This is a genomic window from uncultured Pontibacter sp., from assembly GCF_947495565.1.
Classification (GTDB): domain Bacteria; phylum Bacteroidota; class Bacteroidia; order Cytophagales; family Hymenobacteraceae; genus Pontibacter.
The window spans coordinates 111,397-132,788 of record NZ_CANLZM010000011.1 but is presented as its reverse complement, the minus strand read 5'-3'; the positions used below and the strand labels follow the sequence as shown (position 1 = coordinate 132,788).

Sequence of the window (21,392 nt, the reverse complement as noted above, 5' to 3'; positions counted from 1 at the left end):
GCAATTATCGCATAATGGTCACTGATGTCTTGATTGGTGCCGTACCGTCGCCTAGCTCAATGATACAGTAGTAAGTACCATCCGGCAGTCGTTTGCCTTTAAATGTGCCATCCCAAGGCGTGGTGTAACCTCTGGATGCAAACACCTCGCTACCCCAGCGGTTGTAAACCGTCACGCTGCAATTAGGGTACAGCTTAGCCACATTTTTCAGCATCCATTTATCGTTGATGCCGTCACCGTTTGGCGTAAAACCATTCGGTATGTCGATGTCGCCCTGGCCTTCTATTACAAAAGTGATGGTAGCCATACAGCCTCTGCTGTCTTTCATAGTTAGGGTATATTCGCGGCTGCTCAGGTTCGTGAACACAGAATCAGAAGAGAAGCTGCCTCCGTCGAGTGAGTAGGTAAATGGTCCCACTCCCCCGCTGATTTTCGTTACCGCTGCACTGCCAGATTTCTCTAGGCCGGCAGCTTTGGTAAGTGGCGTTACTTCCACCTTCAACTCACTTGGCTCTTTTAGCTCTACTGTGCCCACGTTAACTGAGCAGGTGGCAGAGAAAGAGGTGATGAGTTGGTAAGTGCCTGCCGCCAGGTTTTTGAAGACAGCTGATTTCTGGAAGGTTTTGCCGCCATCAATACTGTACTGCGTCTGGTCGTTGGCTCCTGTTGCCTTCAAGGCGACCTCGCCGGTACGAGTACCGAAGCAGTTCGGGTGCTGCACGTAATCGATGGCGCTGCTGACGCTCTCTGGCATCTGCACCTGTGTGCTGTAAGTACAGCCGCTGGCATCCTTTACCGTGAGTGTAAAAGTCCCAGGCACCACATCTTCCAGAGTGGTAGCGCTCGTAAAATTGGTGCCATCTAGGGAGTAAGTATAAGGAGCCGTTCCGCCAGTAACCTCGCTGATCGTTAGCTGGCCGGCAGCCTTGCCGCAGCTTGGCGCAGCAACAGCGGCTTTAACGCCGGATACAGGTGGCGTGCTGCTGATTTCTACTGTTTTGGAGCTTAGGCAACCGGCAGCGTCTTTTACCCATACTTGGTACTCGCCTTCGGCCAGGCCTCTAAATTCAGGGGAGCTTTGGAAAGTGGTTCCGTTTATACTATAAGCATGAGGGCTTAGGCCGCCGCTTACGTTGCTAACCGCAACTTTGCCATTAGAACTGCCGCAGCTGGCACTGGTGCCGGTGGCAGTAAAGATAGCGCCGCCACTTCCGCTTACCTGCTGCGTCATCACCAGCGTGCATCCCTCTGCATCTTTAACAGTGACAGTGTAGGTACCCGCCGCCAGGTTAGTAAAAGTAGCCGCCGACTGAAAGTCACTGCCATCTATACCATAAGCAAATGGCTTTGTACCACCGTTTACGGACGTGATAGTGATGGAACCGTTCTCCTCTCCGCAGGTAGCGGCTGCGGCTGTAAGCACTGCCTCTTTCGGGCCTTTCAGGCTTACTGTTACTGTTGTTGAGGTGCTGCAGCCGTTGGCGTCTTTCACGGATACGTCATAAACACCTGCCGCCAGTCCGCTGAAGCTTGCCGCTGCCTGGTACTCTTTTTCATCTAAACTATAAGTATAAGGAGCCGTGCCGCCGGTTACATCCCTCACCGTAATAGTGCCGTTGTCAGCCGAGCAGGCAGTTGGTGTAGCAGCGGCCGCTATAGCAGCAGGGCCTGCAATGCCTGTTACCGTTACCTGCTGCGACAGCGTGCAGCCGTTGGCGTCTTTCACGGTAATGGTGTGCTCGCCGGCAGTTACTTCAGCAAAGGCAGCAGAAGTTTGGAAAGCGCCTTCGTTAAGCGCATAGGTATAAGGAGCGGTTCCGCCTGTTACATCGCTCACCGTAATTGCCCCGTTGGCAGCGCCACAGGTTGCAGCAACAGAAGCCAGGTTGTAGGCCGTTGGCCCGGTTATACTTTCAATGACTACTTGCTTTGTGAAGGTACAGCCGCCGGCATCTTTTACCGTGATAGTATGCGTACCTTCGGATAACCCTGTTAGCGTATTCTCCGGCTGGAAGTTTGCGCCATCCTTGCTGTAGGTATAAGGAGCCGTGCCACCCGTTACCGCACTTACCATGGCCTCGCCGTTAGCGGCACCGCAGGTAGATGCTTTGCCTGCCACAGTAAACCCATTCGGGCCTGAGGTATTGGCCACCGTTACTGCTTTTGCCTCTGTACAGCCGTTGGCATCCTTCACCGTTACCTGGTACTCGCCGGCAGCAAGGCCAGCAAAAGTGGTGGCACCCTGAAAACTCACGCCATCCAAGCTATACGTATAAGGCGCTGTGCCTCCGATTACGGCATCAACTTTAATCTGTCCGTTGCTGTTGCCGCAAGTAGTCTTGCCGACTGAGGCTGTCAGGTCTGCCGGACCTTCGATATTGGCCACTTCCACCTCATCCGCAAAAGTACAGCCATTGGCATCTTGTATGGTGATGCTGTAAGTGCCGGCAGGAAGCGACGTAAAGACAGCTGAACTCTGAAAGCTGCCTTCGTTTATACTATAAGCATAAGGCGCAGCACCTCCATCCACAGACACTACCGAGATTTGGCCGTTTTCTGCACCGCAGGCAGCGCCACGGGTTGTGCTGGCAAAACCTGCCGGACCCTGCTTGCCCACCTGCACGGTTTTAGTAGCCGCGCAACCGTTGGCATCCTTCACCGTGATATTATACTCTCCGGAGGCCAACGCTGCAAAGCTGTTGTCGCTCTGAAAGCTCGTGCCGTTGATGGAGTAAGTATAAGGGGCCGTACCGCCGGTAATGTTGCCTACCGAGATGCTGCCGTCGTTGTTCTGGCAGCTGGCCGGCTGTGTGGTTGCCGCTATAGTGCTTGGGCCACCCTGGTTTGTTACCTCTATGGCTTTTACATAAATACAGCCGTTAGCATCTTTTACGCTAGTAGTATGTGTGCCGGCAGCCAGTGCTGTAAAGGCAGCAGAAGCCTGAAAATTTGTACCGTCTATACTATAAGTATAAGGTGCAATTCCGCCGCTTACGTTGGTTATGCTTATTGCGCCGTTGCTGGTACCGCAGGCAGCAGAAGTAGTAGAGGCAGTCAGGTTAGTTGGCCCGGCAACGTTTTCTACCGTGGTTTCGGCAGAGAACCTGCAGCCGTTGGCGTCTTTTACCGTAATGGAATACGCTCCCGCCAAAAGCCCGGTAAATGCAGGGCTGCTTTGGAAACCTGAACCATCCAGACTGTAAGTATAAGGAGCGGTTCCGCCTGCAACATTATTGATGGTAATGCTGCCGTTGGCCGCGCCACAGGTAGAGGCGATGCTTGCCAGTTCCAACTCTGTTGGGCCAGCCACATTTTCCAGTATCACTTTCTGAGAAACTACGCAAGCGTTAGCATCTTTTATGGTGATGGTATGCTCTCCGGCCAAAAGACCGGCTAGGGTGTTAGACGCTTGGAAATTAGCGCCATCTAAACTGTAAGTATAAGGAGAAGTGCCGCCGGTAACGCTGCCCACAGTTATACTTCCGTTGGCACGCCCACAGCTTGAGACAGTGGCCGAGGCAGTAAACATCGCCGGACCAGCAATATCTTCCAACGAAATGGACTGTGATACCACGCAACCGTTGGCATCCTTCACCGTCACTTCATACTCACCAGCCAAAAGAGAGCCGAAGCTCGCACCACTTTGGAAAGTTGTACCGTCTAGGCTATAAGTATAAGGAGCGGTTCCGCCGGTAACACCCTTCACCGCGATAGTGGCGTTTGCGCCCCCGCAGGTTGAGTTGCTTCCGGATAAGTTTATAGCAGATGGCCCAGCGGTATTTGATACCGTTACCGCTTTGCTAAAAGTACAGCCTTTGGCATCTTTTACCGTGACGGTATGTGTTCCGGCACTCAGGTTTTGAAGTGTGGCTGAGGCCTGAAAATTAGTACCGTCTATGCTATAAGTATAAGGAGCCGTGCCACCCGTTCCTGCACCAATATGTATACTTGCATTACTCGCGCCACAGGTAGAAGCTACCGTGGTGCTGGCAAAGTTAGTCGGTACGTTTTGGTTGACTGTTACAGTGGTTGTGATGATACAGCCGTTATTATCCTTCGCCGTTAAAGTATAAACTCCAGAGGCCAAGCCTGCAAAGCTGGTAGCGTTCTGAAAATTCGTGCCGTCAATTGCGTAAGTATAAGGCGCTGCGCCACCTATCACGGCCCCGACTGTAATACTGCCGTCGTTGTTAGCGCAAGATGTAGCCAGCGTAGAGGCAGCAACAGCAGTTGGACCAGCTAAATTCGTGATCGTTATATTTTTGGCAACAGTACAGCCGTTAGCGTCCTGCACATAGATAGTATAGTTACCAGCTGCCAAACCTGAAAACGTTGTAGCTGACTGATATTTCGTGCCATCTATGCTATACTTATATGGAGCCGTGCCGTTAGTTACGCCGCTCACTGTTACGCTGCCGTTGCTGGCGCCGCAGGTTTCGGGTTGGGCGCTGGCAGTAAAACCAGTTGGGCCAGCCACTTCTGATATCGTAAACGATTTTGAGATGGCACAGCTCTTACTGTCATTAATTGTTACTGTGTAAGTACCAGCAGATTTGTCTAAAATAGTGGCTGTGGTTTCGCCGGAGCTCCATTTATAGGAGATCGTGCCGCTGCCGCCTAGTGCTTTGGCCGTAACTGTGCCCAAGGTTCCGCTACAGATTACAGGCGTTCCCGCCAGTTCTACATCAAACGGGTAGAATGTCAGCAGCACATCATCCTTCACGGCGGCACAAGAGCCGTTTCCTGTTGAGGTAAGGGTTAACTTGACAGAACCAGCCGCTATTTCGGCAGCAGTTGGAGTATAAACTGCATCCAGCGCCGTGTTGCTTGGGCTGAAAGTTCCTCCGCCCCCACTCCACACGCCGCCGGTAGCCGCTGTTATGGCACCAGCCAGCTGCACAGGGCGCTGCGAACACACCAGCTGGTCAGGCCCGGCATTAGCTGATAGGTTAGACACAACCGCTACTGTAGCAGAGAACTCGCGGCAGTTGCTGGAGTTCTTAGGCACCACCTGCAGCTTGTAAGTTCCTACTGCCGTGGCTGTATAGCTCAACTGGTTAGACACTACTTTTCCTGCCGGATCCGTCCAGATATAGTTGAAATCACCGTCGCCTCCGGTTACCGTGCCGCTAAGTGCTACGCCGCTGCCGGCAGGGCAGATAATAGCAGGCGCAGGACCGATGGCAATGGTAGGTGGCGGATAAAAGTATACCCTGATAACATCGGCATAAGGTGTGCTGGAACACGGCGACTGCATCGAAGTGCCTGTTACCTCATAGTCTACATAGGCTGGTGCGTTATTGTCCGGCGAAACGGTTACTTCTCTTTTTCCGGTGGTGTAGTCCAGGTATTTCAGGTACTCTCCCCCGCCGGTAAGGTCTTTCCATATGATAGACTCCTCATGGAAAGCTAACGGTGCTCTCAGCGTGGCAGAGCACCCTGCTGTCACGGAAAGATCGTCCTGAGGGTCGTAAGGGGAAATTGATTTAATTCGGAAGGCGTTTGCGTTATTGCCCGGCTTACACATGCTGATGGTAATAATACCTGAGTTGTCAACGCAAATTGGTTCTCCCACCGCTGCTTGCGTACCACAGTTCAGCTTATAGTACATTGCCCCTCCCGGCATTGCACCGCTCAAAAGCTCCAGTTCCAATCCGGCTGCCCCTGGGTCCAGTATCACATTAAATACAATACAGTTATCGTCACCGCACACAGACCCGGATCTTTTCACGGAAGGAGAATCCCAGTACCCATTCGGCTGTCCTCTCAGGTCTACATCAAAAGTCGGAACTGTTGATAGCGCCATAGTAACAGAGGCTGTATTGGTGCATCCGTTTACATTGACGGTTGCCGTGTAAGTACCTACATCACCATCAGTTATGCCGGAGCGGCTAGGGTTTTGCAAATTTGAGGTAAATCCTCTCGGGCCAGTCCAGCTGTAAGTAGCGCCCGGTATATCTGACGCAGTAAGGAAAAGCGTGCCACCCAAGCCAGGGCTGCTGGCTGTGAGCGCAGGCGCTGCCGGCACTTGGTTTATACGTAGATCTGTGCCGTTGTCGGTGCCAGCTAAGTTTGCGGCAGATGCCACCACACGAATGCGGTATTTGCTTCCTGCAGGCGTGTTGGCAGGGATAGTAGCAGCAATCGAACCTGTCGTGCTGTTGCTCGTAACAGTGCCAATCTGCACTGGACTGGCAAAGCTGCCCGTTTCATCAGACAGCTGCGCGCTGTAATACCTGAAGTTTCTTGTTGCCTTGTAGTTAACGATTACAGCCTGCCCCGCGCAATAAGGCCCAGCAGTAACGCTAGTGGTCACTAAAGCAGGAATCAATTTTGAGATAAAAATTTCCTCGCCTCCTCTGTTCGGTATAACGATACCACCGAAATTAGTCGTGTTTTCCTGGAAATAGCCGGTAACGTATACATTACGAGCCGCATCTGATACGATGCCTAAACCACGGTCGTCTCTGGCGCTACCGGCACCTATAGCCCACTGCGCTGCACCGTTGCTTGCATAGTGCGCTGCATAAATGTCCAGACTCCCTACCGAGTTTAGTGTGGCTCCACCGATGGTAGCCCTTCCGCTAAAGCTGCCCGTCAAGTATAAATTTCCATCAGTGTCTGCATGCAGGATGCTTAGCTCGTCCAAGCCTGTTCCTCCTGCCGACGTTGCCCATACGCCTGCGCCAGTATTGGTATATTTTGCTAGGAAAATATCCTGGCTATTGCCACTGCTGGCTAAAGAGACCGATCCAAAATTTGCTGACCTGTTAAAATGGCCTCCCAAGTATAAATTACCAGCTCCATCAATAGTTAAGCTGCTTACTTTGTCTGCATAACTACCGCCCGCACTTCTTGCCCACTGGGCTGTACCTGCGTTACTGTAAGCTACCAAAAAGATATCCTGATTGCCGGAGTACGCTAGGTTTGCACCTGCAAGAGAGAAAGAACTTGAAAAGTTGCCGGCCACATACACCGTACCGCTGGCATCAATCACAACGCTCACACCTTCATCGGCACTGTTGCCTCCCATTTTTTGCGCCCAGGCAAAGCTGCCGTTCGCATTTAGTTTAGCCACAAAGCCATCTGTGCTGGCAGCACTGCTCAGGATAGTACTTCCAAAAACGGCTGTTCCTGATAAGCTACCAGTTATGTAGCTATTCCCGGCCGCGTCTGTTGTTATGCTTATTCCCTTGTCTACTGCACTGCCGCCTGCTTTAGTAGCCCAAACAACATCGCCACTGGTAGTATACTTGGCAATAACGATGTCGCTGGCGCCGCTGCTCGTCAGGGTTGCGGTGCCTAAGGTAGTTGTGCCCGTAAAAGTGGTGACCACGTAGCTGTTTCCGGCAGCATCGGTTTTAAGCCCGTAAGCATCTGCCACGTTAGTGTCAGAAATTTTACGCGCCCACAGAAAATTGCCGGCGTTGCTATACTTGGTAAGATAGGTGCCCGTGCCGGAAGTACTCAGGCTGGCAGAACCAAACCAAGCGGATGGAGCCGAAAAATACCCCAAGACATACAAATTGCCGGCGCCGTCAACTTGCACAGCCCGGCCGTGGTCGTTGCTGGTACCTCCAGCGGTTTCTACCCAGCTGATATCCTGCCCCATAACCGTAAGGCTATAGAAGAAGCTTAGGCAGATAATTGAGAAAAGGGCTAAAAGTCTATGCATATAGTAAGATGTAGAGTGGTAGTGTAGCGAGATTAAAAGCAGAGAAGCAATTATTTTGATTGCCTAAACGCGCCAAGGGCTGTCGCGAACCGCAACACTATGTATTGGCAAAAGGCAAAGAAAGAAGTGAGTTTTAGCGTAAAGTTTATTTTCATAAGCTACCGGTTTTAGCGAAATCAATTTTATACTTCAAATTTTGCAGGATACTGCCCTAACACATTCGTTCTGAGTAGCACCAGGCAGCTATCTCTTTTTTTCAGGTGCAATTCCGCATTACGTTTAGGGCTTCAGGTTATCAGAAAAAGTATAATCTATATTTTATTATATACTTTTTATATGATAGAATAAACACTCAAATCAAACTTTCTATCATAAGCTAAAGCACCTTATTTGTACAAATCCATACTTAAAAAACTCAGCAAATAAACATCCAAGTGTTATTGAATTTAATTTATTTATGCATGTAACACAGCGATTCCTAAAGCAGTATTACGTTCACACAACTATTGCTAATCTGGAAACCATAAATCAAAATAAACACAAGCCTTAAGCTCCTTAACAACACGAAAAACACTATTAAGCAGTAATAAGGAGGCGGAAATATATTTACACCTGAGCAATTAACACAATCACTTTTTTTGCCGCAATGCAGAATATAGTGTTTTCGTAACTATAATTTTTTCAATAAATAAAATACATCACCGAGATATACAAGCATAAACAAGCCTGCCTCACTTCTTCAAAAAGTAAAACAAACCTTCTAACACTCGAATTATAACATAGAACTTATTGAATGTTTTATCCTGCAATCAAGAAATTATATCCCCTTATTAAAATCCTACAAAGCAAATAAGTATAGCTGCTACTATCTCTGAAATGTGGTGCTATTAGTATGAGTAGGTGCAGTAGATACATCGCCTAATTGCGCTGCCTTAACTAGACGTGGTGAAAGAAAGTATAAACTGTTACCTTTGCAGTCTTATTTTCAGATACTAAACCAGACCAGCCATGAGCGCCAGAAGCTTTGAACTGTTACTAGAAACTGCTTTCGATAGCCCCAACCCGAATGTTTTTGAGGAAGGTGCTGCCACTGTATATTCCGACCTGGAGCGCGCCCTGCGGGAGGCAAAGTTCTCTAAAGGCACCAGCCAGGAGCAGCTAAGCTACAGATTTGAGCGCTTGCGCCTGGGAGTGGCCGTCGCGTTTGTAAAGGCTTTTCTGCGCCTGGCCGAAAACGAGAAGAGCAAAGAGGTACTGGAAGTGCTGCAAGATGCCATCAAGGCAAAAAACACCCGCGAGATTGATAAAATTGTACAGAAACGCATTGCTACGTTTGATAACCTGTACCACGAAATTTTTGTGAATCCGCAGCGCGAGGAGATTCTGCACCTATTTGAGCTCACCCTGGACTCCGGCACCAAAGAGGAGCTGGACGACCTGATTATGGATGGGCTGGAGCTGCTCTCGGAAGTGGATTGGGATGCACCGCAAGGCTCTGAAGATGATGACAACGAGGAGCCGCTGGACGAGGACTTCCTGAAAAACCTCTGATACAAGTATAACCATGGAGATCACCCTGACAACACCTGCCCTGCTTTTTCCGGCGCTGTCGCTGCTGCTGCTGGCCTTTACCAACCGTTTCCTGGGCCTGGCCAGCCTTATCCGCAGCCTTAAAGACCGCTACGCCACCACGCGCAGCCAGCTGGTGTACAGTCAGATACAGAACCTGCGTGAGCGGCTTGTGCTTATCCGTAATATGCAGGCTTTCGGCACGCTCAGCATGTTTGGCTGCGTGCTCTGCATGTTTCTGCTTTTTGCTGACTACATAGAGGCGGGCAAGTATCTTTTTGCCTTTAGCCTGTTGATGATGCTGATTTCACTGGGATTGGCCATCCGCGAAATTCAAATCTCAGTGAAGGCGCTGGAGCTGGAGCTAAACGACCTGGAAGGGAAAAGCACCTCCTAAACCAGCCACTACGCCCACTCTCTATACTTATTACTATACTTACAGATTACCATGACCGACCCGAAGAAGCTGGCGATAAAGGATTTTGTGTACGAGCTACCCGAAGCGCGCATCGCTAAATTTCCGTTGCCGGAGCGCGATCAGTCTAAACTGCTGCTCTACCGCCAGGGCCAGATGGCAGATCATACTTTTACAAACCTGCCACAACTGCTGCCCCCGCACACGCTGCTGGTTTTTAACGATACCAAAGTAGTGCAGGCAAGGCTGCTGATGCAGAAAGAGACCGGCGGACTGGTGGAAATTTTCTGCCTGGAGCCCGTAGCGCCGCACCAGGAAATACAGCTGGCGATGCAGCAGACTGGCAGCAGCACCTGGAAATGCCTGGTGGGCAACAACAAACGCTGGAAAAGCGGGCCAGTTCAGCTACATTTTGAAGGAGGCGTACTGCAGGCAGAGCGTCTGTTGCAGCAGGAAGGCCACTTTTTGATATGTTTCACGTGGGAACCTGCCGAACTAACTTTTGCCGAGGTGCTGGAGCGATGTGGCCGCCTGCCGCTGCCCCCATACCTTAATCGCGACCTCACCCCCGACGATCATACCCGCTACCAGACCATTTACGCAAACCAACAGGGTGCCGTGGCAGCGCCAACAGCAGGCCTGCACTTTACTGATCGTGTAATGGCGGCGCTCCAGAGCCAAGGTATAGCTACAGCTTACCTGACGCTGCACGTGGGCGCCGGCACCTTTAAACCGGTAAAGGCTGACACCATGGAGGCGCACGAGATGCACGCCGAGCAGCTATACATTACTAAAAGTGTGTTACAGCGGCTGCAGCATCAGCAAGGCAAACCTGTCATACCTGTGGGCACAACCAGCATGCGCAGCCTGGAAAGTATATACTGGCTGGGGGCTAAGGTACTGGAGCAACCAGAGCTGCCCATGCAGGAGCTGCAGGTAAGCCAGTGGCAAGCCTACGAAAGTATAAACCCGCCTTCAGCAGCCGATGCCCTGCAGGCGCTCCTCGATTATATGACACACCTGAGTGTAGATCACCTGCACGCCAGCACACAGATCATTATTGCACCTGGTTATATTTTCAGGATGTGCCATGGCTTGGTTACCAACTTCCATCAGCCGGAAAGCACGCTGCTGCTGCTCGTTTCTGCTCTTATCGGGGAGAACTGGCGCAAAGTATACCAGCACGCTATGGAGCACGATTACCGCTTCCTTAGTTATGGCGACAGTTCGTTGCTGCTGCCGTAGATTCTGTTAGAACAAGACCGATGCCTTCTTCTTTCAAGGCTAAGCTTAGTTACCTTCTCTGCCATCCTGAAAACGGAAAATCATTAACTACAGCAAATAAAAAGGGCCGCTCAAACAAGCGGCCCTTCCTGTACCTTTTTTATACCTTTTACTTCTGAACTTTTGCGGTACTGCCGTCCAATCCGTATTCTGAAATCAGGTACACCAGAGAAGCCATAGAGGCTGCTCCAAGCTGCATTTCACGGCGGTTTACCTGCTCAAATGTATCGATGACAGTATGGTGATAGTCGAAGTAGCGCTGCGAGTCTGGTCGGAAACCGATGAGAGCAACGGTACCTTGCCCTTTTAGCGGGCCGATGTCTGCGCCACCGCCGCCGCGTGTTAAATCGTGCAGGCCGTAAGGGGCCAGCAGCGGCTTCCAGGTAAGTACTTTGCTGTACTGGCCGTCGTTGCCGTCAATACCGAAGCCACGCGGAGTGAAACCACCTGCATCAGACTCAATGGCGGCTACGTGCTTTTCGCCTTTTGCCTTTGCCACCTCTGCATACTTGCGCCCACCGCGCAGGCCGTTTTCTTCATTCATAAACAACACGGCACGCACGGTGCGCTTCGGCTTAATGCCCAGGTCATTGAACAAACGCAGTACCTCTATCGATTGCATACAGCCGGTGCCATCGTCATGGGCGCCTTCTCCCACGTCCCACGAATCCAGGTGGCCGCCCACTACAATAATCTCGTCTGGCTTCTCAGTACCTTTTATCTCACCGATCACATTATAAGAAAGCACATCCGGCAGCATTTCCGAAGTCATGCGCATGTAGAACTTCAGGCTTGGGTCATCCTTCAGCAGGCTGCTCAGCTGTTCTGCATGTTTTGTACTGATGGCCGCTGCTGGTATTTTCTCCACGCCGTCTTCGTAGCGCGTGTTACCCGTATGCGGAATATCCTGAATATCGTTGGTCATGGAGCGAACCAGTACACCCACAGCACCCAGCTTGGCTGCCGCCACCGGGCCGCCACCGCGTTGGTCTACTGCGCCGCCGTAAGCAGCACCTGTAATAACGTGTGTGTTATCGAAAGGCCGGTTGAAGAACACTATTTTCCCTTTCACCTTCTTCTTGCCAAGCTTCTCCAGTTCCTCAAAGCTCTTCACCTCTACCACTTCTGCACTCAGGCCTTGCTTACCTGTGCCCACTGATGCTCCTAAGGCCATAATATTCATGTCCACGGTGCCCATCAATTTGGAGTTGGTAACACGGCCTATCTCTTTGTCGCCACGCACCCAGTGCGGCACCATCACCTCCTGCAGGTACACGGTGTCCAGGTCCATCTTTTCCATTACCTGGCGGCTCCACTCCACGGCGGCGGCAGCCTGCGGCGATCCGCTCAGGCGTGCGCCAATATTTTTGGTGAGGTAGCGCAGGTTTTCGTAGCTCTCGTAACTAGTGAGGGCATTGTCGTAAATCTTCTTGATGGTAACAGAGTCTTGTGCATAGTTCTGTTGTGCCATAGCCGGCATAGTAAGTGCCGTGGCAGCCGCTGCCAGTAGGCAGCGTAGGTTTGTTTTGTTCAGCATTTCGGTAAAAGGTGAAATAAGGTTTGTTTAGAGGCTTTAAGTTAAGGATTTTATTTAAGAGTTGCTTGTTCAGGGCTCCTTCTGATGTTTGGAGTTCATACTTGTGTCTGCTATACTTTCATAGTCGCTGATTTTCTGGATTTGAACCAAACTATACTTTCCTAGCCGCTGCTGATATTTCTGGCGCAAGCGTCCGCTTGTGATTTTATACTTGCATAGTCGCTGCTTTCTCTAACTAGAGCCAAGCTATAATTACTAGCTATCTCTCAGCCTCAGCTTTACAAACAGCTTGTTTCACCTCTGGCTTTGGCTCCCTCAAGGCCGGGAGGCCTCGTCTTCCCGCATCGCGCGGTGTATTGAAGCTGCCGGGGGTAGGGGCCCTCTTTCGCTCCGCTGTAGGCTGCCCTTCGGGCACCGCATCAATACAAGGCGCTCTTTTCGAGGGCCCCTACCCCCACGGAAAGACTGGGATCAGTTTTCAATAGCCCCGCTGACGGAGCTTCAATAGAATTCCCCGCCTTAGACTAGTGAGAACGAGAGTTCGAAACTAGCGAGCGTAGCTCTGAGGGGTTAGGGGTGGTTAGACCAGGCACTGCAGAAAGCTTCATACATCTATTCAGCACAAAATGAACCAGTCCCCAGATAAAAAAAGAGCAACAGCTTTTGGGCCGTTGCTCCTTACCAATTTATACTTTAAAAGTCCTTATTTCATCAGTTTCTCCATCTGCTGCTTGCTTACGTCCAGCAGGCCAACTTCAGGAAGGCGGCTGGTCAGTTCGCGCCAGTTAGGGTCTTTCTTGTATACTTCGCGCAGCAGCTTGGCAGCTTCTTCAATCTGGCCGCTGTTGGCTAGCCCGATGGCGTGCCAGTACTTCATCTCCAGATTTTCGGGGAACATGGCTTCTGCCTTGCCATACTCCTCCATGGCCTTCTGCATCTGCCCTTTTTCGATGGCCAGGTCGCCGGCATTCATATGCTCATAGGCGCGGTATACTTTCAGCAGCCGCTCCAGCTCGTCAAGGGGTTTTGTATGGTCATCTACGCGCAAGTCTATGGTCTTGTCATCCCATGGCTGGTCGCTTTTGTGGCCTTTCACTACCACCAGCGCCGCCGACTGCTTGCCGCGTATATCACCGCCTTCGCGCTCTGCGGCCTGCATGGCCAACAGCACCCGCTCTGCCAGCGGCTGCCCCTCACTGCGCTCAAAAGCCTTTGCCATGGCGGGCCATACTTTGTCGGTGAGCATCATGTTGGCCTGCACCGAAAAATTCTTGCCCGAAATATGGCCTGCATAACGAATACACTGCTTACCGGTGTGCGTGGCCACGTTACCCTTTGTATCAAGTATGGCTACCTGCCGCACCTCGCGGGCTTCGTCGTCGGCCAAAAGTATGGCCAGCGCCTCTTCCGGAGTTTTCCCTTCCTGCAGCAGCTCCAGTCCGCGCGGCCCGAACGATTTGTTTACAAACGACTGCGTAGCCACCACGCCCACGCCAGCCTCTACCCAAGGCACAGCCGTACCTACCGAAAACCAGTGGCTTTGCACACCCACGGCCATCTCTCCGGTTTTAGGATCGCGGGCTACAATAGAGTACGTATGCGCCAGTGGCTCCTCCGCTTTAAATACCTGTGCCTTAGCCGAACCAAGCGAGGCTAATAAGGATACTCCCATCGCTAAAAGTGTGATTTTATACTTGTTCATATGGTTTATTGATTGCGTTGATTTATCGTTGAGCAAAAAGAAGTATAGACTCGCCTTTTACGGAAATACAGCCGTCGCGCCCGGAAAGATTGAGAAGTATCTCCTATAATTGACGTACCTTACAAGTATATTCACCTCTGCATCAACATTTAACAAATATAGTTTTTTATACATTGCTGCACACGGCTTTCTGTTGCTACAACCTCCTTTAAAAATAGCAGTATAACTATGTATGGCGCAAAAGCAGCCAAATACACTTATGCTTTGCTCCTGCCATTAATCCCTTATACATGAAAAATTCATCTAGAACGAATAAAATTGACAAGATGGCGATGCTGATTGACGGCGACAACGCCCAGCCAAGCCTGATCACGAAGCTACTTGCCGAAGCCGGAAAGTATGGCGCCCCCACCATCCGCCGCATTTACGGCGACTGGACCACACCGCAAATGAACGGCTGGAAAGATTGCCTGAACAACCATGCCATACAACCCATTCAGCAGTTCCGCTACACCGTAGGTAAAAACGCCACCGACAGCGCATTGATTATTGACGCCATGGACCTGCTGCACTCCGGGCTGGCAGACGGCTTCTGCATCGTATCTTCCGACAGCGATTACACCCGCCTGGCTACCCGCATCCGCGAAGAAGGCATTTTTGTGATGGGCATCGGTCAGCGAAAAACCCCGAAGCCTTTCGTTAATGCCTGCAACGTTTTCATATTTACAGAGAACCTGGTTGATAACATTGACGAGAAGATAGACCAGGCTGAGAAAACCAGCGATAGTGCCGGCAACCAGCAGCGCCCAAACCCGGTTCCGCTCCTCAAAGAAGCCTTTACCATGTCGGCTGACGAGGATGGATGGGCACACCTGGGCATGATGGGCACTAACCTCCGCCAACTGGACCCCAGTTTCGACCCGCGCACCTTTGGCTACGGACAGCTGCTGCAGCTCATCAACGCTCATAAGGACATCTTCACCATCCGTAAGGAGGAAGACAAAGGCCGCTCCGCAGTATATGTGAAGCGCAAGGAAAGCCGCCGCCGCCCAGCCCGCAAAAAAGCCGCCGAGCCGGTAGCTGAGAAGAGGTAAAAGCGCCCTACAGTATAAAGTAAAGCCTGAGGTATAAAATCATACTTCAGGCTTTGCTTTTTGTATTAACCAACTCACAACATAGCTGTAACGATGCCTTAACATTTGCCTTCTACTTTTGTGGCCACTACTACAGCAAACTATGGAATTAGTACTGGCTACTTTTACCGCCCTCTTCACGGTGGTAAACCCCTTCGGCGCTATGCCGGTTTTCATTACCCTCACCCAAGACGACACCCCCAACAACCGAAACCAGCAGGCGCTACGGGCTTGCGTGTATATGGCCATCATACTTTCTGTCTTTTTCCTGGCAGGCCAGTATGTGCTCAATTTCTTTGGCATTGGCCTAACTGATATCCGGATAGCTGGCGGCCTGATGATTATACGGGCAGGTTTTGGCTTGCTTACCAGCAAAGCGCATCGGGGCAAAAAGGTATCGAGAGGCGTGCTGAAAGAGGGGCTGGAGAAAGACGACATTTCCTTTACGCCGCTGGCCATGCCTATGCTTTCGGGCCCCGGCTCTATCGCTGTAAGTATAGGCATGTACACCTCCACCCTCTCCTACTCAGACATCAGCTACATACTGGCCGCCATTACCATGGTAGCGGCAGTAACCTTTGTTATACTTATGTTTTCGCATCAGTTGGTCAGCTACCTTGGCAAAGCGGGTCTTTCGGCTCTCTCACGCATTATGGGCTTTATTGTGCTTGCTATCGGGGTAAATTTTGTAAGCACGGGCATACTTTCATTATTGGGCAAATAACCTTTTTGCTTTCGCGGTGGATTAACATTCGCATGGTAAAATCCGTATCTTTGTGGCATGCAACTGAAGAACGATCTGCTTTTGAGAGCTGCCAGGGGTGAGGCCGTGGAGCGCACCCCCGTTTGGCTTATGCGCCAGGCTGGCCGTATTTTGCCTGAGTACCGCGCCGTACGCGAGAGCCTGAGCGGCTTTAAAGAACTGGTGGAAACACCCGAACTTGCCGCCGAAGTAACCATACAACCCGTAGACATTCTGGATGTAGACGCTGCCATTATTTTCTCGGATATCCTGGTGGTGCCGGAGGCGATGGGCTGCTCCTACGAAATGATAGAGAAGCGCGGGCCTATTTTCCCGAAAACAATCCGCACCGAAGAAGACCTTAAGAAGCTTCGTGTGGCAGACCCGCACGAGCACCTGAACTATGTACTCGAAGCCATCAAGATCACCAAAAGAGCACTTAACGGCCGCGTGCCGCTGATCGGTTTTGCCGGTGCCCCCTGGACGATCCTGGCTTACATGGTAGAGGGCAGCGGTTCTAAAACGTTCTCGCATGCACGTGGCTTGCTTTATACCAACCCAAAGCTGGCGCACCAGATGCTCCGCATGATAACGGATACTACCATTGCTTACCTTAAAGCGCAAGTAGAGGCCGGTGCCAACCTAATTCAGATTTTCGATTCGTGGGCAGGTATACTTTCGCCGGCACAGTACCGCCAGTTTGCCCTGCCATACATTTCTGAGATGTGTAACGCTATCCGCAACGTGCCGGTAACGGTTTTCGCTAAAGGCGCTTTCTTTGCTATGGAGGATTTCAGCAAGCTAAACTGCGAAACCATCGGCCTGGACTGGAACATGGAGATCGAAACGGCTCGCCAGCAAGTTGGCCCGAACAAAACCCTGCAAGGCAACTTGGACCCATGCCTGCTGTACAGCTCTTTCGATACCATCCAGGATGAGACCATTAAAATGCTCAAGGAGTTCGGACCGCAGCGCCACATCGCCAACCTGGGCCATGGCGTGTACCCAGACACAGATCCTGAAAAGGTGAAATGCTTTGTGCAGACAGTTAAAGAATTCAGCCCGGTAATTAACAACTAGCCAGTATAAGGAATTAGATTCAACAATAACACCTATAAAGGCAAAAGGTCCGGTAGCAGTATAAGCTCCGGACCTTTTGCCTTTTATTTATAGTGTATTTCTCGTTATCCTATCGCCAAATGTGAGGCCGGATACTTGTAGGCCGTGGAGGTGGCGCGCGTGCTTAGCGCCAGCGCCAGCGTAAGTGTTCCTACCCTGCCCAAGTACATGGATAGTATAATCACACTTTTGCCTACATCTGATAAACCTGCCGTTATACCCGTGCTCAAGCCTACTGTCGCAAACGCTGACACTTGCTCAAATGCCAGGTTGATGATATCGAACTGCGCATCGGAAATAGAAAGCACAAAGATGAAGAAGATATTGAAGATAGCGGCGAAAGTGAAGACAGAAAAAGCCTTGTAAGCCACCGAGTGTGGAATGGTACGGTGCCCAATCTCCATGTTCCGTTTGTTGCGAACTGTGGCCGCCACCGCAAACAGTATAACTGTAAACGTAGTGGTTTTGATACCGCCACCCGTTGACCCCGGCGATGCCCCGATAAACATCAGGAAGATAAACATCATGAGAGTCGGCACAGTCAGCGCGGAGATATCTACTGTGTTAAAGCCAGCTGTACGGGTGGTAACGGACTGAAAGAAGGATGTGATCAATGCCTCAGCAAAGGTCATGTGCGAGAGCGAGTTAAAGTACTCCAGCAGGAAAAACCCGACAGTGCCCAATGCCAGCAACAACGTTGAGGTATAAACGATCACGCGGGTCAGCATTTTCCAGTTTTTCCAGGGTGCCGCCATTCGGGCACGCATGGCGGCAGGCGAAAATATATCGATGATAGCCGGAAAGCCTAATCCGCCGAAAATTATCAGCAACGAAATTATCAGGTGCAGCACATAGGAAAGACGCACAGGCTGCGTGTACAGACCTTCGGGATAAAGCGAGAAACCTGCATTACAGAATGCCGACACTGAATGGAAAACCGAGAAGAAGAGCTTACTACCTAAGTTTGTAAACTGCACATCCGGCCCCCAGCTCATAAAGATCATCGCGGCTCCTATGCCTTCTATGGTCAGCGTCAGGAATATTAACCTGCGCAACAGGCCTTTTGCCGTAAACAACGACTCACTGTCGAGCAGCTCATGCATGGCCACGTGCTGCTTTACGCCTATGCCCTGCCGCATCAGCGAGGCAAAGAATGTGGCGAAAGTAAGTATGCCTAAGCCTCCCATCTGTATTAAAATAAGCAGCACCACCTGCCCCGCAAAGGTAAAGTAAGTGCCGGGGTCTACTACCGCCAGGCCGGTTACGCATGAGGCACTGGTAGCCATAAACAGCGCATCCAGAAAACTGATTCCGTCCGGTGAGTTGGTCATTTTTGGGAGCATAAACAGCCCGGTACCCAGCAGGATCAGAAACACGAAGCTTAGCAGGAAAGTAAGGGATGGTTTAAGCTGCAGGGTTTTAAGGTGCACCTTTGTTTCCAGCAGCTCCACAATCAGGAACACCAGCATGTACATAGACACCAGCACCCTGTACCACTCCACGGAAAGCGGAATTCCCATCCCCTCAAACACGTTGTAAATCAGCGGAAAACCCAACCCGTAGGTAAAAAACTGGTTTAGGAATACGATGGACATCAGCATGCCCTCGAACCAGGTACGCTTTAGAAACTTGACCCGCTCAAAAGTATAAAGTATGCGCAGGAAGTAAATGATTACGAAGATCGCCAGTATCCCGTCGATGGCATAGAAAAGCATCCGCAACTGTGTTGGATCCTCTACTACACCATGGGCAAGCACCAGCAGACCAATAGCCAGGATAGTCAGGCTATAAGTTGTTCTGCGCATAACTTTATACGCAGCCAACTTGCTATCATACAATACTCTGTTAAGCGTTTCTGTATTCATGTGTCTCGAACAACCTTATACGCTGAGCCTCTTCCTGCAACCGCTGCTTATTGATAGGCACTACACCTACCTGCTCGCATACAAGCCCGCCACCCAGGTTACTTAAACCAGCCATAAACGGCAGGGAAGTTTTAAGCGCCATACATAGCGCTGCAATACTGATAACCGTATCTCCGGCACCAGACACGTCAGAAATAGAGCGGCGATGCGCTCCTATATAAGTTTTCTCTTCCCCATCGGCAACAAACACGCCTCTTTCTGATAAGGTAACCAGCACCTGTCTTACCTGCAGGCGCTGCTGCAGCTCTTCAACGGCATCCTCAAAGGCAGGCAGGTTTTCATCGGCAAAGTCTGCTTTTAGTCCCTCTTTCAGCTCCTTCAGGTTTGGCTTAAATAGTGTGCAGCCCACATAGCTAAGAAAGTTTTTCTTTTTAGGGTCGATCACGCTTGGCACCCCCTGCTCATTGGCCAGCTGCAGGAACCGCTTGATGTTCTGCTCTGAGAAAACACCTTTGTCGTAATCTTCAAAAATCACCACATCGGCCTGCTTGAGCAGCTGCAGAAAACGCTCCTCCAGGTGGCGCTCCTCATAATCGGTCAGGTTATGCTCTATCTCAGAATCTACACGCAGCAGTTGCTGCGCCCCGGCTATAATACGGTGCTTGATGGTGGTTACCCGCTCCGGGCTTTGTACGATGCCTTCTGTTGGCAGGCCTTTCTCTTCCATCAGGCGCAGGTAATCGGCACCGTCCTGGTCATCGCCAATGACAGAGCAGAGCAGCGGTGTGGCACCCATGGCCTGCACGTTCAGGGCTACATTGGCCGCACCGCCCAGGCGCTTCTCCCGATTCACCACGTTCACGATAGGAACAGGTGCTTCCGGCGATATGCGCGAGGTTTTGCCCCACAGGTAGGAGTCAATCATCACGTCGCCTACAACCAGCACTTTCAGGTGGTTGAAGGCTTCAAAAATATCTTCCAAGCTTTTAAATGAATCCATTACTGCAGTTTTGCGAGGCTGTTCTTAATGCGGCGCAGCGCCTCCGTCAGTTTCTCATCGGAAGTGGCAAAAGAGAAGCGGATGCACTGCGGTGCCCCAAACGCCTCGCCACTCACTACGGCCACATGCGCATCGCTAAGTATAAACATGCTTAAATCCAGAGCGCTTTCAATGGTTTTACCATCATACTGCTTTCCGAAGTATGAACTGATATCCGGGAAAATGTAAAAAGCGCCGTTTGGCAGATATGTCTTAAAACCGGGAATCTGGTTCATCTGCTCCAGCACCAGGTCGCGCCGACGGCGATACGCCTCAGCCATTTCCAGGGCGCAGGCATTGCCTCCTTTCAGAGCGGCAGCGGCAGCTTTTTGCGCGATAGAGCAGGTACCGGACGTTATCTGGCTCTGCATTTTATCACAGGCGGCGGCAATTTCGCGGCTTGCAGCCAGGTAGCCAACGCGCCAGCCCGTCATGGCATAGCCTTTAGAAAAGCCGTTCACCGTTACCACACGTTCGCGGATAAAGTCGATGTTGGCCATGCTAAACTGCTTGCCACCAAAGTTGATGTATTCGTAGATTTCGTCGGCGATGATGTATACCTGCGGGTGCTTCTCCAGCACACGGGCAATGGCCATCAGCTCCTCCTCCTCAAACACTGCACCTGTAGGGTTGCACGGCGAAGAATACATTACCAGCTTGGTATTGCTTGTAATAGCCTTTTCCAGCTGCTCGGCTGTAACTTTGTAGTCGTTCTCCAGGCGGCCCATAACCGGCACCGGCACACCTTCCGCCAGCTTTACAATCTCCTCGTAAGACACCCAGTATGGCGAGAAGATAACCACCTCGTCGCCTGGGTTTACAAGGCAGAGCACCGCGTTAGCTATACTTTGCTTGGCACCCGTGGATACCACAATTTGCTCCGGCGCAAAGTCCAGGTTGTTATCACGTTTAAACTTTTTAGCAATTTCCTGGCGCAGTTCCGGGTAGCCGGGTACTGGCGTATAGAAGGTAAACCCTTCGTCTATGGCCTGTTTGGCGGCATCTTTAATATACTGCGGCGTCTGGAAATCTGGTTCTCCAAAGCTCAGGTTGATGACATCGTAGCCTTTAGCAGCCAGTTCGCGGGCTTTTTTGGCCATGGCAATGGTCTGCGATTCAGCCAGTGATAATATTCTATCAGAAAGGATGGCTTTCGCTTCTTCTGTTTCTTGCATATGCTTAGAGTTAAGCCGGCAATTTACTCATAAAGCCACAGACTTTCCAGTTACAGAGTGGAATATCGGATTTGTTGTTTATCTGAATCAGGATTTACAGGATGTGACACAATTTCCAGGATTTCTTAAGGGATGAG

The 21,392-nt window shown here is 51.0% G+C and carries 12 protein-coding genes; 6 read left to right on the top strand and 6 right to left on the bottom strand.

Going from position 1 to position 21,392, the window contains the following annotated elements:
- Nucleotides 1-4: 4 nt before the first annotated feature.
- Entirely contained in the window at nucleotides 5-7,675 is a 7,671-nt protein-coding gene (locus tag Q1B04_RS14525) for a gliding motility-associated C-terminal domain-containing protein (protein WP_299759996.1), read from the bottom strand.
- Nucleotides 7,676-8,683: 1,008 nt separating this feature from the next.
- On the opposite strand from Q1B04_RS14525, the gene Q1B04_RS14520 reads away from it, so the two are divergent.
- From Q1B04_RS14520 to Q1B04_RS14510, 3 genes are read left to right on the top strand one after another with little or no spacing between them, the layout of a single operon-like run.
- Nucleotides 8,684-9,226: a hypothetical protein gene (locus Q1B04_RS14520; RefSeq protein WP_299759994.1), complete on the top strand. Its 543-nt coding sequence runs from the start codon at nucleotides 8,684-8,686 to the stop codon at nucleotides 9,224-9,226.
- Nucleotides 9,227-9,239: 13 nt separating this feature from the next.
- The gene (locus Q1B04_RS14515; RefSeq protein ID WP_299759992.1) at nucleotides 9,240-9,641 is read left to right on the top strand and encodes a DUF2721 domain-containing protein; all 402 of its coding nucleotides are present in this window, start codon (nucleotides 9,240-9,242) and stop codon (nucleotides 9,639-9,641) included.
- 51 nt (nucleotides 9,642-9,692) lie between these two features.
- A complete protein-coding gene (locus Q1B04_RS14510; RefSeq protein WP_299759990.1) occupies nucleotides 9,693-10,904 on the top strand; it encodes an S-adenosylmethionine:tRNA ribosyltransferase-isomerase in 1,212 nt (403 codons plus the stop codon).
- 148 nt (nucleotides 10,905-11,052) lie between these two features.
- Here Q1B04_RS14510 and Q1B04_RS14505 read toward each other — a convergent pair whose 3' ends face one another.
- Nucleotides 11,053-12,423, bottom strand: a complete 1,371-nt coding sequence (locus Q1B04_RS14505; protein WP_299760101.1) for a M20/M25/M40 family metallo-hydrolase — start codon at nucleotides 12,421-12,423, stop codon at nucleotides 11,053-11,055.
- A gap of 760 nt (nucleotides 12,424-13,183) precedes the next feature.
- On the bottom strand, nucleotides 13,184-14,182 hold the full coding sequence (locus Q1B04_RS14500; RefSeq protein ID WP_299759988.1) for a DUF1028 domain-containing protein: 999 nt from the start codon (nucleotides 14,180-14,182) through the stop codon (nucleotides 13,184-13,186).
- Nucleotides 14,183-14,472: 290 nt separating this feature from the next.
- Between Q1B04_RS14500 and Q1B04_RS14495 the strand changes: the two genes are divergently transcribed.
- The 3 genes from Q1B04_RS14495 (at nucleotide 14,473) to hemE (ending at nucleotide 17,137) form a co-directional block, all read left to right on the top strand.
- On the top strand, nucleotides 14,473-15,276 hold the full coding sequence (locus tag Q1B04_RS14495) for an NYN domain-containing protein (RefSeq protein ID WP_299759986.1): 804 nt from the start codon (nucleotides 14,473-14,475) through the stop codon (nucleotides 15,274-15,276).
- Nucleotides 15,277-15,418: 142 nt separating this feature from the next.
- Nucleotides 15,419-16,039, top strand: a complete 621-nt coding sequence (locus tag Q1B04_RS14490) for a MarC family NAAT transporter (RefSeq protein ID WP_299759984.1) — start codon at nucleotides 15,419-15,421, stop codon at nucleotides 16,037-16,039.
- Between the two features lie 57 nt (nucleotides 16,040-16,096).
- Nucleotides 16,097-17,137: a uroporphyrinogen decarboxylase gene (gene hemE / locus Q1B04_RS14485; protein WP_299759982.1), complete on the top strand. Its 1,041-nt coding sequence runs from the start codon at nucleotides 16,097-16,099 to the stop codon at nucleotides 17,135-17,137.
- Nucleotides 17,138-17,241: 104 nt separating this feature from the next.
- On the opposite strand, the gene Q1B04_RS14480 is transcribed toward hemE, so the two are convergent.
- Genes Q1B04_RS14480 through Q1B04_RS14470 form a run of 3 tightly spaced genes read right to left on the bottom strand, consistent with a single transcriptional unit; the run spans nucleotide 17,242 to nucleotide 21,255 of the window.
- On the bottom strand, nucleotides 17,242-18,981 hold the full coding sequence (locus Q1B04_RS14480; protein WP_299759980.1) for a potassium transporter TrkG: 1,740 nt from the start codon (nucleotides 18,979-18,981) through the stop codon (nucleotides 17,242-17,244).
- A gap of 40 nt (nucleotides 18,982-19,021) precedes the next feature.
- Nucleotides 19,022-20,041 (bottom strand): bifunctional ADP-heptose synthase, encoded by a 1,020-nt coding sequence (locus Q1B04_RS14475; protein WP_299759979.1) that lies wholly within the window; start codon nucleotides 20,039-20,041, stop codon nucleotides 19,022-19,024.
- Nucleotides 20,041-21,255 (bottom strand): pyridoxal phosphate-dependent aminotransferase, encoded by a 1,215-nt coding sequence (locus Q1B04_RS14470; protein WP_299759977.1) that lies wholly within the window; start codon nucleotides 21,253-21,255, stop codon nucleotides 20,041-20,043. Before Q1B04_RS14470 ends, Q1B04_RS14475 begins: the two co-directional genes overlap by 1 nt.
- Between the last annotated feature and the right edge of the window lie 137 nt (nucleotides 21,256-21,392).

Excerpts from the sequence above, each read along its gene's own strand:
- Q1B04_RS14525 (WP_299759996.1), bottom strand. The coding sequence starts at position 7,675 with ATGCATAGACTTTTAGCCCTTTTCTCAATTATCTGCCTAAGCTTCTTC.
- Q1B04_RS14520 (WP_299759994.1), top strand. The coding sequence starts at position 8,684 with ATGAGCGCCAGAAGCTTTGAACTGTTACTAGAAACTGCTTTCGATAGC.
- Q1B04_RS14515 (WP_299759992.1), top strand. The coding sequence starts at position 9,240 with ATGGAGATCACCCTGACAACACCTGCCCTGCTTTTTCCGGCGCTGTCG.
- Q1B04_RS14510 (WP_299759990.1), top strand. The coding sequence starts at position 9,693 with ATGACCGACCCGAAGAAGCTGGCGATAAAGGATTTTGTGTACGAGCTA.
- Q1B04_RS14505 (WP_299760101.1), bottom strand. The coding sequence starts at position 12,423 with ATGCCGGCTATGGCACAACAGAACTATGCACAAGACTCTGTTACCATC.
- Q1B04_RS14500 (WP_299759988.1), bottom strand. The coding sequence starts at position 14,182 with ATGAACAAGTATAAAATCACACTTTTAGCGATGGGAGTATCCTTATTA.
- Q1B04_RS14495 (WP_299759986.1), top strand. The coding sequence starts at position 14,473 with ATGAAAAATTCATCTAGAACGAATAAAATTGACAAGATGGCGATGCTG.
- Q1B04_RS14490 (WP_299759984.1), top strand. The coding sequence starts at position 15,419 with ATGGAATTAGTACTGGCTACTTTTACCGCCCTCTTCACGGTGGTAAAC.
- hemE (WP_299759982.1), top strand. The coding sequence starts at position 16,097 with ATGCAACTGAAGAACGATCTGCTTTTGAGAGCTGCCAGGGGTGAGGCC.
- Q1B04_RS14480 (WP_299759980.1), bottom strand. The coding sequence starts at position 18,981 with ATGCGCAGAACAACTTATAGCCTGACTATCCTGGCTATTGGTCTGCTG.
- Q1B04_RS14475 (WP_299759979.1), bottom strand. The coding sequence starts at position 20,041 with ATGGATTCATTTAAAAGCTTGGAAGATATTTTTGAAGCCTTCAACCAC.
- Q1B04_RS14470 (WP_299759977.1), bottom strand. The coding sequence starts at position 21,255 with ATGCAAGAAACAGAAGAAGCGAAAGCCATCCTTTCTGATAGAATATTA.